This window comes from Ideonella oryzae, assembly GCF_024055665.1.
Classification (GTDB): domain Bacteria; phylum Pseudomonadota; class Gammaproteobacteria; order Burkholderiales; family Burkholderiaceae_C; genus Ideonella; species Ideonella oryzae.
In genome coordinates this window covers 121,220-136,507 of the sequence record NZ_JAMXMC010000004.1, presented here as the reverse complement: position 1 = coordinate 136,507, position 15,288 = coordinate 121,220, and the positions used below count along the sequence as shown (strand labels likewise).

The 15,288-nt window shown below is 66.3% G+C and carries 16 protein-coding genes; 6 read left to right on the top strand and 10 right to left on the bottom strand.

Translation table 11 applies throughout. From position 1 onward, the window contains the following. Positions 1-10 precede the first annotated feature (10 nt). The 6 genes from M0L44_RS07500 to M0L44_RS07475 are packed head-to-tail and all read right to left on the bottom strand — an operon-like array spanning position 11 to position 3,337. Positions 11-607, bottom strand: coding sequence for an LOG family protein (locus tag M0L44_RS07500; protein ID WP_252769021.1), 597 nt, complete (start codon positions 605-607; stop codon positions 11-13). Then, positions 604-993 carry a diacylglycerol kinase gene (locus M0L44_RS07495; protein ID WP_252769020.1) on the bottom strand — a complete coding sequence of 130 codons (390 nt, stop codon included), beginning with the start codon at positions 991-993 and terminating at the stop codon, positions 604-606. Before M0L44_RS07495 ends, M0L44_RS07500 begins: the two co-directional genes overlap by 4 nt. Further along, a complete protein-coding gene (locus tag M0L44_RS07490; RefSeq protein WP_252769019.1) occupies positions 990-1,523 on the bottom strand; it encodes an RDD family protein in 534 nt (177 codons plus the stop codon). The genes M0L44_RS07495 and M0L44_RS07490 overlap by 4 nt, the downstream gene beginning before the upstream one ends. Before the next feature lie 2 nt (positions 1,524-1,525). Next, positions 1,526-2,284: a DUF3106 domain-containing protein gene (locus tag M0L44_RS07485; protein WP_252769018.1), complete on the bottom strand. Its 759-nt coding sequence runs from the start codon at positions 2,282-2,284 to the stop codon at positions 1,526-1,528. 10 nt (positions 2,285-2,294) lie between these two features. Then, positions 2,295-2,768: a DUF3619 family protein gene (locus tag M0L44_RS07480; RefSeq protein ID WP_252769017.1), complete on the bottom strand. Its 474-nt coding sequence runs from the start codon at positions 2,766-2,768 to the stop codon at positions 2,295-2,297. Continuing rightward, entirely contained in the window at positions 2,765-3,337 is a 573-nt protein-coding gene (locus M0L44_RS07475) for an RNA polymerase sigma factor (protein WP_252769016.1), read from the bottom strand. Before M0L44_RS07475 ends, M0L44_RS07480 begins: the two co-directional genes overlap by 4 nt. Before the next feature lie 257 nt (positions 3,338-3,594). Here M0L44_RS07475 and M0L44_RS07470 point away from each other — a divergent pair, with 257 nt between their 5' ends. From M0L44_RS07470 to pbpG, 6 genes are all read left to right on the top strand, one after another. Continuing rightward, positions 3,595-5,400 carry an acetolactate synthase 3 catalytic subunit gene (locus tag M0L44_RS07470; protein ID WP_252769015.1) on the top strand — a complete coding sequence of 602 codons (1,806 nt, stop codon included), beginning with the start codon at positions 3,595-3,597 and terminating at the stop codon, positions 5,398-5,400. Between the two features lie 162 nt (positions 5,401-5,562). After that, entirely contained in the window at positions 5,563-6,054 is a 492-nt protein-coding gene (gene ilvN, locus M0L44_RS07465) for an acetolactate synthase small subunit (protein WP_022979884.1), read from the top strand. A gap of 59 nt (positions 6,055-6,113) precedes the next feature. Beyond that, a complete protein-coding gene (gene ilvC, locus M0L44_RS07460; RefSeq protein ID WP_252769014.1) occupies positions 6,114-7,130 on the top strand; it encodes a ketol-acid reductoisomerase in 1,017 nt (338 codons plus the stop codon). 173 nt (positions 7,131-7,303) lie between these two features. After that, positions 7,304-8,086 (top strand): CDP-diacylglycerol--serine O-phosphatidyltransferase, encoded by a 783-nt coding sequence (gene pssA / locus M0L44_RS07455; RefSeq protein WP_252769291.1) that lies wholly within the window; start codon positions 7,304-7,306, stop codon positions 8,084-8,086. Positions 8,087-8,356: 270 nt separating this feature from the next. Continuing rightward, positions 8,357-9,898 carry a 2-isopropylmalate synthase gene (locus M0L44_RS07450; protein WP_252769013.1) on the top strand — a complete coding sequence of 514 codons (1,542 nt, stop codon included), beginning with the start codon at positions 8,357-8,359 and terminating at the stop codon, positions 9,896-9,898. A 168-nt stretch (positions 9,899-10,066) separates the two neighbouring features. Further along, entirely contained in the window at positions 10,067-11,245 is a 1,179-nt protein-coding gene (gene pbpG, locus M0L44_RS07445) for a D-alanyl-D-alanine endopeptidase (RefSeq protein WP_435526395.1), read from the top strand. A 72-nt stretch (positions 11,246-11,317) separates the two neighbouring features. On the opposite strand, the gene M0L44_RS07440 is transcribed toward pbpG, so the two are convergent. The 4 genes from M0L44_RS07440 to hpnC form a co-directional block, all read right to left on the bottom strand. Next, complete coding sequence (locus M0L44_RS07440; protein ID WP_252769012.1) at positions 11,318-12,106, bottom strand: IclR family transcriptional regulator; 789 nt, start codon at positions 12,104-12,106, stop codon at positions 11,318-11,320. A gap of 90 nt (positions 12,107-12,196) precedes the next feature. After that, positions 12,197-13,510, bottom strand: a complete 1,314-nt coding sequence (gene hpnE / locus M0L44_RS07435) for a hydroxysqualene dehydroxylase HpnE (RefSeq protein WP_252769011.1) — start codon at positions 13,508-13,510, stop codon at positions 12,197-12,199. Beyond that, complete coding sequence (gene hpnD / locus M0L44_RS07430) at positions 13,507-14,355, bottom strand: presqualene diphosphate synthase HpnD (RefSeq protein ID WP_252769010.1); 849 nt, start codon at positions 14,353-14,355, stop codon at positions 13,507-13,509. Before hpnD ends, hpnE begins: the two co-directional genes overlap by 4 nt. Then, positions 14,352-15,194: a squalene synthase HpnC gene (hpnC, locus tag M0L44_RS07425; RefSeq protein ID WP_252769009.1), complete on the bottom strand. Its 843-nt coding sequence runs from the start codon at positions 15,192-15,194 to the stop codon at positions 14,352-14,354. Before hpnC ends, hpnD begins: the two co-directional genes overlap by 4 nt. Positions 15,195-15,288: the final 94 nt, after the last annotated feature.

Genomic DNA, 15,288 nt, shown 5'->3' with positions numbered 1-15,288 from the left:
TGTCGCCGCCTCAGATGGCGGCGTAGTCCTCGGTGCCGTGCTGTCCCGGCAGGCCGGCGCGGGCTGCGATGCGGTCCAGCAGGCGGGCGGGAGTGTCATCCACCGTCAGCGCCTGCTGCTGGCTGGCATCAACAAAGCCCTGGCTGTGGGCTGCGGCCATGAAATCCAGCAGCGGCTGGTAGAAGCCAGCGACGTTCAGCAGGCCGATCGGCTTGCTGTGGTAGCCCAGGTGGTGCCAGGTCCAGACCTCGAACAGTTCTTCGAAGGTGCCCAGGCCGCCGGGCAGGGCGATGAAGGCGTCGGCCTCCTCGGCCATGCGCTGCTTGCGCTGGTGCATGTTGTCCACCACCACCAGCTCGGTCAGGCCCCGGTGTCCCACCTCGCGGGCTTGCAGGCGCTGCGGGATCACCCCCAGGACCGGTGCACCGGCCGCCAGGGCGGCATCCGCCACGATGCCCATCAGCCCCACATGCCCGCCACCGTAGACCAGGCGCCAGCCCCGGCGCCCCAGCTCTGCGCCCAGGCGCTTGGCGCTGTCCGCGTAGATGGCTTGGCTGCCAGGACGGGAGCCGCAGTAGACACACACCGAAAAGGGCCGTTGGCTCATGCGCCGCTGCCTCCAAAACGTTGCCACAACGCAGCCGCCCACAGGCCGCCGGCGAGCAGCAGACTCAACAGCACGGCGGCGCTGCCCAGATCCTTGGCCCGCCCGGAGAGCTCATGCCGCTCCGGTCCGATCCGGTCGATGGCGGACTCCACTGCAGTGTTCAGCAGTTCCACCACCAGCACCAGGATGATCGAACCGGCCAGCAGGCCGATCTCGACCCAGTTGCTGCCCAGCCAGAAAGCGGCGGGCAGCAGGACCACGGCCAGCGCGCTTTCCTGGCGAAAGGCGCTTTCGCTGCGAAGGGCGGACGCCAAGCCGGCCAGCGAGTAGCCGAAGGCGTGGATGATCCGGGACAGGCCGGTGCGACGCTCGAAGGGGGAGCTCATCGGGCTGGACGCCAGTCCACCAGACGGGTGCCGCAGGCGGCGTCATGCCAGAACTGTCGGTCCGGGTGCAACCGTGCCAGTGCGGCATAGGCCAGCACGCCGACGAACATCAGGCCGAACAGGGCTCCCCCGTGCAGGCCAGCCAGCTTGGCGGTCAGCAAGGCGGGCAGGAACCAGAGCCAGGCCAGGGCGAAGCGTGCCAGCGCACGGGCCTGGGTGACGGGGCGCCCTTCGCGATCCATCAGTCGGATGTGCCAGGCCTTCATCGCCACCGTCTGGCCACCACGGCTCCAGAACCAGACGAAGTACACCGCCAGGACCAGCAGCAGGAAGAGTTGCAGACCCAGGGTGCCCTGCTGCCCGGGATCCTTGAGCTGTGTCAGGGTCGAGTAGAGCCACCCGGACACGAACAGCACACCGAACAGCAGCACACCTTCATAAACGAAGGCTGCCAGACGGCGCAGGATCGACGGAGTGGTCAAGGGGCCGGCACTGGATTCGGAGGCGGGGACGGTGCGCTGAGTCGGCATCTTCAAGGCTTGGCGCCGGAGGGAGGCTGAGCTCCCTGCTTGGCCGGGGCGGGGCCCGGCTGGCGAGGCAGCAGGGTGTGTCGATCAACCTGGGTCGGCGAGGCCGTGATCTTGGGCTGTCCGGCAGGTTGGTGAGCCGGCGGCTTCATGCGCTCGTTCACCAGCGATGTGCTTGCCCCGGGTCGCCCTTGAACCAGGACAGGCGAGACGGGGCGGGGCGCGGTGCCCGGCCCCTTGCTGGGGTTCACGATGTTTGACTTTGGCGCCTGGGCATCCACGGGGGCCCGGCGCAGTTTGCGCAAGGCGTTGGCGTCGCCCGTGGCGGACGCGGGCTTGGCCTTGGCGGCGAGTGCGTTGCGCTGCTCGGGGCTGAGTGCCTGGTAGGCCTCCCAGCGGGACTGTCGCTCGGTGGCGGAAAGCTCCTGCGCCTTCTGGTAGTTCAGTCGAGCCCGATCCCGCTCCTGCGGGCTCATCCGGGCCCATTCGCTCATGCGCTGCTGAACACGCTGGCGCTGGGCGGGGGTCATCTGGTCGAAGCGACGGGCCACGTCCTGCCATTTGCGCTGACGCTCTTCAGGGAGTTGATCCCAGTCCTTGGACAGCGGGGCCAGGGCATGCTGCTGTGCGGCCGACAGTTCCTGCCAGCGCGTGCCCGAGGCGGCCGGAGCGGGTTGGGCCCAGGCGCAGACACTGGCGATCAGACACAACGCCAGACCCAGGGCGTGGCGGTGCAACCGTGCGGGAAAGGGGGCAGGCTTCATCGGCAGAGGGTCAGTGCTGCTCCGGGGCCTTCAGGAATTCGCTGAAGCCAGGGTCGGTGTAGGCGTCCGGGGGCAGATCGTCGGACAACAGGGCCGAGTCGACCTCGGCGACCGTGGCCGTCTGCAGGCGATCGTGCCATTCGTCGATGAGAATCAGGCCCAGGATCAGCAGCAGCAGCGGGGCCAGGGAGGCCAGGGGGGCCCACCAGCGGGAACCCTCCGGCGAGCCACCCAGAGCCAGCGTTCCGGAACCTTGCATGATCACGCTGCCGGCTTGCCTGGCTTCACGGGCGGGCAGGGCGGCCCGCGCCTCCCGGGCACGTGCGAGTGCCTGCTCACGGGCGACCCGCAAGCGTTCGGAGACATCGTGACCGGGCGCTGCACTGCGCTCGGACAGGGCCGCACTCACGCGCAGGCCAAACCGGGTTTCCAGATTGGCGGCATCCTGGGGAAGCCGCTGCGGGGCAATGGAGCGGGTGTTCACGGCGCAATACCTTTGGCTTTGAGCGATTTGGCCAGTGCATGCACGGCCCGAGAGCAGTGGGTTTTCACACTGCCTTCCGAGCACCCCATCACACTGGCCGTTTCGGCCACATCAAGTTCTTCCCAATAACGCAGGAGAAAGGCTTCCCGTTGACGGGTGGGCAACTGGGCCACCTCCCGCTCAATGACCAGCAGGATCTGTTCCCGCCCCACCGTGTCGGCCGCGCTCTCGGCACCCAGGCTTCCCTCGACGGTTTCCAGCATCTCCAGCAGGTCGAAGTCCGCGCCGTCTCCCGAGTCGGCGCCCTCGAAGTCCGACAGGTTCTGCTCCACGGCCTGGCGGACCTTGCGCCGCCGAAACCAGTCCATCGTGGCATTGGACAGGATGCGCTGGAACAGCATCGGGAACTCGGCAGCCGGGCGACTGACGTACTTCTCGGCCAGACGGATCATGGCGTCCTGGACGATGTCCAAGGCGGCATCTTCATCACGCACGGTGTATACGGTGCGTTTGAAGGCGCGTTTCTCGACGCTGACCAGGAAGTCGGAGAGTTCTTTGTCGGTGGCCAAGATGGGGACCTCTCCGGCCTGAAGGCAGGTAGACCGGACTGAGAACCGCGGATTATGTCATTGGCGGCGTGCTGCGCTCCAGAACCGATTCGGGTTGATGCCATAATGCGACCTCGCACTATTGCGAATGGGTCCTCAGGCCGCCCCGACAGCGGGTGTCGGCAGTTGTTGATCGCGCAGGTTCCGATCCCGCCTCATGAGGGCGCGGGGAGGGGCACCGAAGGTTTTTCGTCAGAGAAATTCACAGAGGTTCGAAAATGAACATGTCTGCCGCGGACGTCAAGCGGGCTGCCCCTTCTGAAGGGCGCGCCACCTCTCCGAACGCTTCCTCCACGTCTTCTTCCTCCCCCAAGGAGCTCAACGGCTCCCAGATCCTCGTGCGCTGCCTGCAGGCCGAGGGTGTCAGGCACATCTGGGGTTACCCCGGTGGCTCGGTCCTGTACATCTACGATGCGCTGTACCAGCAGGACAGCATCCAGCACGTGCTGGTCCGTCATGAGCAGGCTGCCGTCCACGCCGCCGATGGCTATGCCCGCGCCACGGGCGATGTTGGTGTGGCTCTGGTGACTTCCGGCCCTGGCGTGACCAATGCCGTGACCGGCATCGCCACCGCCTACATGGACTCCATCCCGCTGGTGATCATCACCGGCCAGGTGCCCACGGCGGCCATCGGCCTGGATGCCTTCCAGGAATGCGACACGGTCGGCATCACCCGCCCGGTGGTCAAGCACAACTTTCTGGTGAAGGATGTGCGTGATCTGGCAGTGACGCTGAAGAAGGCCTTCCACATCGCACGTACCGGCCGCCCCGGCCCGGTGGTGGTGGACATTCCCAAGGATGTGTCGCTCAAGACCACGACCTTCCACTATCCCGACCATGTGGAAATGCGTTCCTACAACCCCGTCAAGAAGGGGCATGGAGGGCAGATCCGCAAGGCAGTCCAGTTGCTGCTGAACGCCAAGCGTCCGTACATCTATTCGGGTGGCGGCGTGATCCTGGGCGAGGCTTCGGCCGAACTGCGCCAGCTCTGCGACATGCTGGGCTTCCCCGTCACCAACACGTTGATGGGCCTGGGCGCCACGCCCGCTTCCGATCCGAAGTTCCTGGGCATGCCTGGCATGCATGGCACCTACGAAGCCAACATGACCATGCAGAACTGCGATGTGCTGCTGGCGGTGGGCGCGCGCTTCGACGACCGGGTGATCGGCAACCCCAAGCACTTCGCTTCGGTGGAGCGCAAGATCATCCACATCGACATCGACCCCTCGTCGATCTCCAAGCGGGTGAAGGTGGATATCCCCATCGTCGGCGACGTGAAGGACGTGCTGCAGGAGTTGATCGCCCAGATCAAGGAAGCCCAGCAAAAGCCCGACACCGCGGTGATCTCCCAGTGGTGGAGCCAGATCAACGAGTGGCGCCGTCGCGAGTGCCTGGCCTACCGGACCAGCCCGGACGTCATCAAGCCGCAGCAGGTCGTCGAGGCCCTGTGGGAGATGACCCGGGGCACCGACACCTACATCACCTCGGACGTGGGCCAGCACCAGATGTGGGCGGCCCAGTACTACCGCTTCGACGAGCCGCGCCGCTGGATCAACTCCGGCGGCCTAGGCACGATGGGGGTGGGCCTGCCGTATGCGATGGGCATCAAGCTGGCCAAGCCGCAGTCGGATGTGTTCTGCATCACCGGCGAAGGCTCCATCCAGATGTGCATCCAGGAGCTTTCGACCTGCCAGCAGTACAAGACGCCGGTGAAGATCATTGCGCTCAACAACCGCTACCTGGGCATGGTGCGGCAGTGGCAGGAGCTGGATTACGAAGGTCGCTACTCCAGCAGCTACATGGATGCACTGCCGGATTTCGTGAAGCTGGCCGAGGCCTATGGCCACGTGGGCATCAAGATCGAGAAGCCTTCGGAGATCGAGCCGGCCCTCAAGGAAATGATGCGTCTGAAGGACCGCACCGTCTTCCTGGACGTGCGCACCGACCCGACCGAGAACGTCTGGCCCATGGTCAGGGCGGGCAAGGGTCTGTCGGAGATGCTGCTCGGCGCCGAGGATCTGTGAGGTCGATGGTCCTGGCGGGTCGGTGGCATTACCGTGCCACGGGTCGCGCCGGAAGCCATTGCTCTTCCAGCCAAGGCTGAACTTCCCCAACCGTGCCAAGAGGCGTGGCCAAGGGGCGATGGTTACCGCCACCGTCCTGAAGAGCGCGCCAGGAGAATGCACATGAAACACATCATCGCCGTGTTGCTCGAGAACGAGCCCGGTGCCCTGTCCCGCGTGGTGGCGCTGTTTTCTGCCCGCGGCTACAACATCGAGAGCCTCACCGTGGCGCCGACGGAAGACCCGTCGCTGTCGCGCATGACGGTGGTCACCACCGGTTCCGACGAGGTGATCGAGCAGATCACCAAGCACCTGAACCGCCTGGTGGACGTGGTCAAGGTCGTGGACCTGACCGAAGGCCACTACACCGAGCGCGAGCTCATGCTGATCAAGGTCCGTGCCGTGGGCAAGGAACGCGAGGAGATGAAGCGCATGGCCGACATCTTCCGTGGCCGCATCATCGACGTGACCGAGAAGAGCTACACCATTGAACTGACCGGGGATGCCGGCAAGCTCGACGCCTTCATCGAGGCGATCGACCGCACCGCCATCCTCGAAACCGTGCGCACCGGCTCCAGCGGGATCGGTCGCGGCGAGCGCATCCTGCGCGTCTGATCCCCGCGATCGCTCCATCCCGCTATCTGACCTGACTTCAACCGAAGAAGAGACATCCCATGAAGGTTTACTACGACAAGGACGCTGACCTCTCCCTCATCAAGGGCAAGAACGTCACCATCATCGGCTACGGCTCGCAGGGCCATGCTCACGCGCTGAACCTGAACGACAGCGGCGTGAAGGTCACCGTGGGCCTGCGCAAGGGCGGCGCATCCTGGGGCAAGGCCGAGAAGGCTGGCCTGAAGGTGGCTGAGATCGCCGACGCGGTGAAGACCGCTGACGTCGTGATGATCCTGCTGCCCGACGAGCAGATCGCCGACGTGTACAACAGCCAGGTGGCCCCCAACCTGAAGCCCGGCGCCTCGCTGGCCTTCGCCCACGGCTTCAATGTGCACTACAACCAGGTCGTGCCGCGCGACGACGTGGACGTCTGGATGGTGGCCCCGAAGGCCCCCGGCCATACCGTGCGTGGCACCTACGCCCAGGGTGGCGGCGTGCCGCACCTGATCGCCGTCTACGCCGACAAGACCGGCAAGGCGCGTGATCTGGCCCTGAGCTACGCCGTGGCCAACGGTGGCGGCAAGGCCGGCATCATCGAGACCACCTTCCGCGAAGAGACCGAGACCGACCTGTTCGGTGAGCAGGCCGTGCTGTGCGGCGGCGCCGTTGAACTGATCAAGGCCGGCTTCGAGACGCTGACCGAAGCCGGTTACGCGCCCGAGATGGCCTACTTCGAGTGCCTGCACGAGCTCAAGCTGATCGTCGACCTGATCTACGAGGGTGGCATTGGCAACATGAACTACTCGATCTCTAACAACGCCGAGTACGGCGAGTACGTGACGGGCCCGCGCGTGGTGACCGAGGACACCAAGAACGCGATGCGCCAGTGCCTGAAGGACATCCAGACCGGTGAGTACGCCAAGAGCTTCATCCTGGAGAACAAGGCCGGCGCTCCGACGCTGACCTCGCGCCGCCGTCTGACCGCCGAGCACCAGATCGAGGTGGTGGGCGAGAAGCTGCGGGCCATGATGCCCTGGATCAAGGCCAACAAGCTGGTCGACAAGAGCCGCAACTGATCGCTGACGGTGACCCTGGGTCACCGCCCCCGGAAAAGCGGGCCGCCTTCGGGCGGCCCGTGTCGTTTCTGGCCGTGCCGGGGCCGGGTGCTGAGTTATCCTTTCTCCTTATGACCGACTTGACCCCGAACGTTCCGGACGCCCTGGACGATGATGACCAGGACCTGGACGACATGCCGCCGCGCCGTCGGCGTCGTGGCATCTACATCCTCCCGAATCTCTTCACCCTGGGCGCGCTCTTCGGCGGCTTCTATGCCGTCGTGATGGCCATGAACGCCCGCTTCGACATGGCCGCCGTGGGCATCTTCTGCGCCGCGGTGCTCGACAGCCTGGATGGCCGCGTGGCGCGCATGACCAACACTCAGAGCGCCTTTGGCGAGCAGATGGACAGCCTGTCCGACATGGTCTGCTTCGGCGCAGCCCCGGCGCTGATCGTCTACGAGTGGGCCTTGAAGGGGCTGGGCAAGGCGGGCTGGATCGCGGCCTTCGTCTACTGCGCTTGCGCGGCCCTGCGTCTGGCCCGTTTCAACACCAACATCGGCATTGTCGACAAGCGCTTCTTCCAGGGCATGCCCAGCCCGGCCGCGGCGGCCATGCTGGTCGGTTTCATCTGGGTGGTCGACGACCACGGCGTCAAGGACGTGGTGGGCTCGCCGGCCCTGACCTGGACGGCCTTCGCTTTCGCGCTCTACGCCGGGCTGACCATGGTCACCAACGTGCCCTTCTACAGCTTCAAGGACATCAGCCTCAAGCGCAGCGTGCCCTTCATTGTGATCGTGCTGATCGCGCTGGGTTTCGCGGTGATCACCATCCACCCGCCCATCGTGCTGTTCGGCCTGTTCTGTGTGTATGGGGTCTCGGGCTATGTGGTCTACGGCTACAAGCGCCTGAAGGGCAAGCCGGTGAGCGTGATCTCCACCTCCAAGGACGAACCCGACGAGCGCGGCCTGCACTGAGGCGCTATACTCAAACCATGAACTCGATCGTGATGGCCCGCGCTCTGCTGCTATCGCTGCCCCTAGCCAGTCTGCGGGCACGCTGATCGAACACGTCCATCGAAGTTCACCGAACTGTTTTTCGGATCACGGCCCGCCAGCGCATCGCAGCGGGCCGTTTTTCTTTGTCCTCCGGCTGCGTGCATCCTCACCGGAGATGTCCATGACCTTTGACCGTCGCTTCCCCCGCGCAGCCGTCCAGGCCGCCGCCGCGTTCCAGGAGATTCCCGCATGACCGACAAGCTCATCATTTTCGACACCACCTTGCGCGACGGTGAGCAGTCTCCCGGGGCTTCGATGACGCGCGAGGAGAAGGTGCGCATCGCCCGCCACCTGGAGCGCCTGCGCGTGGATGTGATCGAGGCGGGCTTCGCGGCCGCTTCCAATGGCGACTTCGAGGCCGTGCGCGCGATCGCCGGCCAGATCAAGGAGTCCACCGTCTGCTCGCTGGCCCGCGCCAACGACCGCGACATCAGCCGGGCCGCCGAGGCGCTGGCCGGTGCTGCTCGCAGCCGCATCCACACCTTCATCGCCACCAGCCCGCTGCACATGGAAAAGAAGCTGCGGATGTCGCCCGAAGAGGTGCTGGAGCAGGCCCGGCTGTCGGTGCGCTTCGCCCGCAACCTGTGTGGCGACATCGAGTTTTCGGCCGAGGACGGCTATCGCTCGGACCTGGATTTTCTGGCCCGTGTGGTGGAGGTGGTGATTGCCGAAGGCGCCACCACCATCAACATCCCCGACACCGTGGGCTACGCCATCCCCGAGCTGTACGGCAACTTCATCCGACAGCTGCGCGAGAAGGTGCCCAATTCCGACAAGGCCATCTGGTCGGTGCACTGCCACAACGACCTGGGCATGGCGGTCGCCAATTCGCTGGCCGGTGTGAAGATCGGTGGCGCCCGTCAGGTCGAGTGCACCATCAACGGCCTGGGTGAGCGCGCGGGCAATTGCTCGCTGGAGGAGGTGGTCATGGCGGTCAAGACCCGCCGCGACTACTTTGGCCTCGAGGTGGACATCGACACGACGCAGATCGTGCCGGCCTCCCGCCTGGTCAGCCAGACCACCGGTTTCGTGGTTCAGCCCAACAAGGCCGTGGTCGGGGCCAATGCGTTTGCCCACGCGTCCGGTATCCACCAGGACGGCGTGCTCAAGGCGCGCGACACCTACGAGATCATGCGTGCCGAGGACGTGGGCTGGGCGGCCAACAAGCTGGTGCTGGGCAAGCTCTCGGGCCGCAACGCCTTCAAGCAGCGCTTGCAGGAGCTGGGGGTGGACGTCGCCTCGGAAGCCGATCTGAACGCCGCGTTCGCCCGCTTCAAGGACCTGGCTGATCGCAAGAGCGAGATCTTCGACGAGGACATCATCGCCCTCGTGGGCGACAGCGCCCGGGCCGCCGAGTCGGACCACTACCGTTTCGTTTCGCTGTCCCAGCACTCCGAAACCGGCGAGCGTCCTCAGGCACGTGTCGTGCTTATGGTCGGGGGCGAAGAGGTGGTGGTCGAGAGCGATGGCAACGGCCCGGTGGACGCCACCCTCAAGGCCATCGAATCCAAGGTCCAAAGTGGTGCGGAGATGGTGCTCTATTCCGTCAATGCCATCACCTCGGGCAGCACAGAATCGCAGGGCGAGGTGACATTCCGTCTGCAGTTGGGCGGTCGCATCGTCAACGGCGTCGGCTCCGACCCGGATATCGTCGTGGCGTCAGCCAAGGCGTACCTGTCCGCGTTGAGCAAGCTGCGCGCCGGCGTCGAGCGTGTTCCCGCACAGGGCTGATCGGCGTTCGCACTTGAAAAAGGACGTGCAAGTACGTGTCTTGCATGTCTTTTTCATTGCGCCGCCGGCTTCTTCGGGAGGATAATTCTCCCGTGAAGATGACTTTGGTCATGCTTGTGCGGGTTGCGCACCGTTGAGGACGTTGGATCGCGAGAGGCGACGCGAGGAATGAAGATGAAATTTCGCACGGCTTGGTTGGCGGCCTGCTGTTTGCTGGCTTCGGTGACTGCAACCCAGGTTTGGGCCGGTGATGCCAAGGATGCTTCGAGCCGCAAGGCGAGCACCTCGGCCAAGGCCGCATCGACCAGCAAAGCCTCGACCGCCAAGGGCAAGAAGGCTTCTGCGGCGGCATCCTCCGCCAAGTCCAAGTCGGCGGCGGCCAGCAGCAAACCTCGCACGCGCACCGCCTCGGCCTCTTCCCAGAAAGCGACCCGGGCCACCAAGGCTGTGGCCAGCGTGCGCAAGCCGGTGGAGCCCGCCTCCTTCAGTCCTGGAGTCCGGTCCTTTGGCGAGATGTACGGTCTTCACCACACCGAGGATCCGCTGGCGCTGCGCAGCAGCGTGGCCTATGTGCTGGACCAGGACACCAACGAGGTCCTGCTGAACAAGAACTCCCAGGCTGTGCTGCCCATCGCCTCCATCACCAAGCTGATGACGGCCATGGTGGTGACCGAGGCGCATCTGCCGATGGACGAGACGATCACCATCTCGCAGGATGACGTCGACACCGAGAAGATGAGCTCCTCGCGTCTGCGCGTGGGCACCAAGCTGACCCGCGGCGAGATGCTGCACCTGGCACTGATGTCCTCGGAAAATCGCGCGGCCAGCGCCTTGGGGCATGCCTACCCCGGTGGCATTTCGTCTTTTGTGGCGGCGATGAATGCCAAGGCGCGGCAGCTGGGCATGCATGACACCCGTTATGTGGAGCCCACCGGCCTGTCCAGCCAGAACCAGTCCAGCGCACAAGACCTGGCCGTGCTGGTGAAGGCCGCTTCCCAGGTGTCACTGATCCGTGAGCTGTCCACTTCGCCGGAGTACCAGGTCGAGGTGGGGTCCCGCCAACTGCAGTACCACACCACCAACCGGCTGGTGAGGAGCCCGGATTGGGACATCGGCGTGCAGAAGACTGGCTACATCACCGAAGCGGGTCAATGCTTGGTCATGCAGACCAAGCTGGCTGGACGCAAGCTGATCATGGTGTTGCTGGATTCTGCCGGCAAGTATTCCCGCATCGCCGATGCCGAGCGCATCCGCAAGTGGCTGTTGAGCAATCACCCGACCACTTCTGCCACGACCTCGCCCACGCCGATCGGCACGCTGGACAGCAAGCTCAAGCCGACGAGCTGAGCAGCACGCTCTGGTCCCCAAAAAAAGGCAGCCCATCGGGCTGCCTTTTTGTTTCAGGGGACGGTAGCTGCCTCAGGCGGTGGCTGGGGTGGCCGGGCCTCGGTAACCCAGGGCCGAGGAGATTTGCGCCGCCGTGGCCTTGACCCGGTCCATCCAGGACTCCTCCAGGCGGTCGCTGGGGGCGGAGATGGACAAGCCGGCCACCAGCTTGCCCTGGTCGTCAAAGATGCCGGCAGCCATGCAGCGCACGCCGAGTTCCAGTTCTTCGTCGTCCCGCGCCACGGCCAGGCGGCGCACCTGACTCAACTCCCGCTCCAGGGCGGGCAGGGAGGTCAGGCTGTTGCGGGTGTGGCCGCTCAGGCCGGTACGGGTGGCGTAGCTGCGCACCCGCTGAGGTTCCTCGTAGGCCAGGAAGAGCTTGCCCACGGAGGTGAGGTGCAGCGGTGCCCGGCCACCCACGGCCCGCACCACCTGCATGCCCGAGCGCTCGCTGTAGGTGCGCTCGATGTAGACGATTTCGTCGCCCTGGCGCACCGACAGGTTCACGGGTTGGTTGGTGAAGCGGTTGAGTTCGCGCATCGGGCCGATGGCGGCTTCGCGCACATCCAGCCGGGCCTTGACCAGGTTGCCCAGTTCCAGCAGGCGCATGCCCAGGCGGTAGGTGCCCGCTTCGGGGCGATCCACCAGCCGCCCAGCGGCCAGGTCATTGAGGATGCGGTGGGCGGTGGACGGGTGCAAGCCGGTGCGTTCGCTGAGGTCCTTCAGCGGCACGGGGTCCTGTTGTGACGCCAGCACGTCGAGCAAGGCGAACGCACGGGAGAGAACCTGGATGCTCGGGGTCTGCGGGTCTTTCTTTTGCATGGCAATCCGACCAAGAGAGGTACGAATTTTATATGGCGAAATGATCAATCGGCGCCACTGTTGCGCTGCAGCAAAAAGAATCGTGCCCCGTCAAGCTTGCAGCAGCCCTTCGATGGCCAGGCGTCCGCTGCGCACCGCGCCTTCCAGCGTGGCCGGGAAGGGGCCGGCCACATAGTCGCCCGCGACGGCCAAGCCGGGCAGCGGCTGGCCCGACGGACGGCGCAAGCCGGGCGTGCAGGCGAAGGTGGCTCGCTTCTCTGTCCTTACGGTCAGCACCGAGACCTTTCCGTCCTCCCAGGCCGGCAGGCGGCCTGAGAAAGCCTGCCGCAGTTGCAGGCGCAAGGCGTGCACGGTTTGCTCCGTTCCGCGGTCGACCCATTCCGCGGCCCCGCTGATCACCAGGGCGAAGGTGTCGGGTGCCAGGCCGAGTTGGCCCAGATCGAAGCCGAACTGAGCCGGAGCCGGCAGGCCCGGCGTGGCCTGTGCCGGAAAGGCCATCATGGGCTGCGGCCAGCGCAGGCCAGGGTGTCGCAGCCAGACGGTGACGATGGGTTGATAGGCCAGCGCTGCGGTGGTGGCAGCCCAGTCAGGGGCCGGGCCGGCCAGCAACCGGGCGGCCTCGGTGGCGCTGCAGGCTAGCACCACCGCGTCGAAGGCTTCGCCGTCCACCTGCCAGCCACCGTCCGTTGGTGCCAACTGCTGAACACGGTGCCCAGGTCGCCAGACGCCACCGCGCGATTGCAGCCAGGTCAGGGCCGGTGCGGGCAGAAGCGCCTGCAGCGGGCGCCGGGGCAGCAGCAGGTCGGCTCCGCCAGGAGGGCCGAACAGCGCTTCCTTCAGGACCGTCAGCAGCACCAGGGCGCTGGCCTCCCGGGCTGGCGTGTTCAGGGCGGCCACGCACAGGGGGTCGATCAGCGCATCAAAGGCGGCCCGTGGCAGGCGTTCGCAAAGATGGGCCACGCTCCAGTCGGCGGGGCAGCGAAAGCCACCCAGCCGCCAGCGGGCGGCGTGGGTCAGCAAGGCCAGGCGCGCGCGCCAGGGCAGTTCGGTCCAGCCCAGCACGCCGCGCACAAAGGCCGGCACGGCCGGGCCACCCGGCAGGCGCAGGCCCGAGCCATCGGGCGACACCAGGGCCAGCGGCTGCCGCCAGAAGCCCTGATCCACATCGACGCCGACCTGGCGCATCAGGGCCAGGGTGTCGCGGTAGGCGCCGATCAGGATGTGCTGCCCGTTGTCCAGGTCCAGTCCGTCCTGTGGCGTGCTGCGTGCCCGCCCCCCGGCCTCGCGGGCCATGTCGAACAGAACGACCTGGGCGCCCGCCCGGGTCGCTTGCACCGCGGCCGACAACCCGGCCCAGCCGGCACCGACCACGGCCAGGCGCCGCAGCGGGGGCGGGTGGCTCATCGCCCGCGCCACTGCGTCCGCGCGGCAAGCCACAGCTTGCGCAGCGGCGTCAGCGAGATGCGCTGGTGCAGCACCTGGAAGCCGCCCCGCTCGATCTCGCGCAGCAGGTCGTGGTAGATGTTGGCCATCATCAGGCCGGGCTTCTGCGCCTTGCGGTCGACCTCCGGCAGCAAGGCCATGGCTTCGTCGTAGCAGCGGTGGGCGCGCTCGGCCTGGAAGCGCATCAGGGCCTGGAAGCGCTCGCTGTAGCCCCAGGGCGATTCGCGCTTGAGCAGTTCATGGGCCTTCACGTCGAAGCGCTGCAGGTCCTCGATGGGCAGATAGATGCGGCCGCGCCGGGCGTCGTCGCCCACATCGCGGATGATGTTGGTGAGCTGAAGGGCCAGGCCCAGGGTGTGGGCATAGCGCACCGTGGCCTCCTGCGTGCGGCCGAAGATGTTGCAGGCCACTTCACCCACCACGCCGGCCACCAGGTGGCAATAGCGCTGCAGGCCGGCGTAGTCCAGGTAGCGGGTCTGGCTCAGGTCCATCTCGCAACCCTGGATCACCTGGTCCAGATGCTCGGCGGTGATGCCATAGGTCGGCGCCAGCGGCATCAGCGCCTGCATCGCGGGGTGGCTGGGCTGGCCGGCGAAGGCCTGCTGCACCTCGCGCCGCCACCAGGCCAGCTTGGCCGCGGCCACACTGGGGTCGTGCACCTCGTCCACCACGTCGTCCACCTCGCGGCAGAAGGCATAGAAGGCCGTGATGGCGGCGCGGCGCTCGGGCGGCAGGAAGAGAAAGGCGTAGTAGAAGGATGAACCGCTGGCGGCGGCTTTCTGCTCAACGTACTGCTGGGGAGTCATGGCTGGACGGAAGAGGTCTGGCGGGGCATCCACAGGCTGCGTGCGGCCATCAGGGCCACATCGGCCGGGCCGAGCGTGGGGCGTCGTGTCAGGCTGCGATGGTGCATGGCGGCGATTTTCTCCAGAATGCGCAGCCCGCCTTGCACCACCCCGCGCAATTCCCAGCCGGCCCGACCGGGCAGGCGGTGGACCAGGGAGGCGCCGGACAGCATCATGGTCTGGGCCCAGGCGCAGAGATCGGCCACCAGGGCCTGGGTGGCCGGGGTGTCGGTGGTGGGCAGTTCCGTCGCATCCATGCCGTGGCGCATCAGGTCCTCATCCGGCAGGTAACAACGCCCGCGGGGCAGGTCCACACTCAGGTCCTGCCAGAAGTTGATCAGCTGCAGTGCGCTGCAGATGGCATCGGACTGGGTCAGGGCATTCCGGTCCGTGATGCCATGCAGGTGCAGCAGCAAGCGCCCGACCGGATTGGCCGACTGACGGCAGTAGTCGAGCAGGGCGGGGCGATCGGTGTAGCGGGGATTGGGGACATCGCGGATGAAGGCCTGTAGCAGGTCGTTCAGCAGCGCCACAGGCAGGTCGTGGTCACGGATCTGTCGCGCCAGCGGCGTGAAGATGTGCTGCCAGCGCGGTGCCGGGGGCTCGCCAGTGGCCGCCTTGCGCAGTTCGGTGCGGTAGTCCGCCAGATCGGCCAGGCGCTGCGCAGCGGGGGCATCGCCTTCATCGGCCAGGTCGTCGGCGCAGCGTGCGAACCAGTAAATGGCCGTGATGGGCGGGCGCAGGGCCGGCGGGCACAGCCAGGAGGCCACCGGGAAGTTTTCGTAGTGTTCGACGCTCACGGCGCGGGATTGTCGCCGCAGTGCGGCCGGCTGGCGCGCGAGATAGTGGATTGACGTTCCGAGTGGCCTTGCCTACATTACTGACCGATTGGTC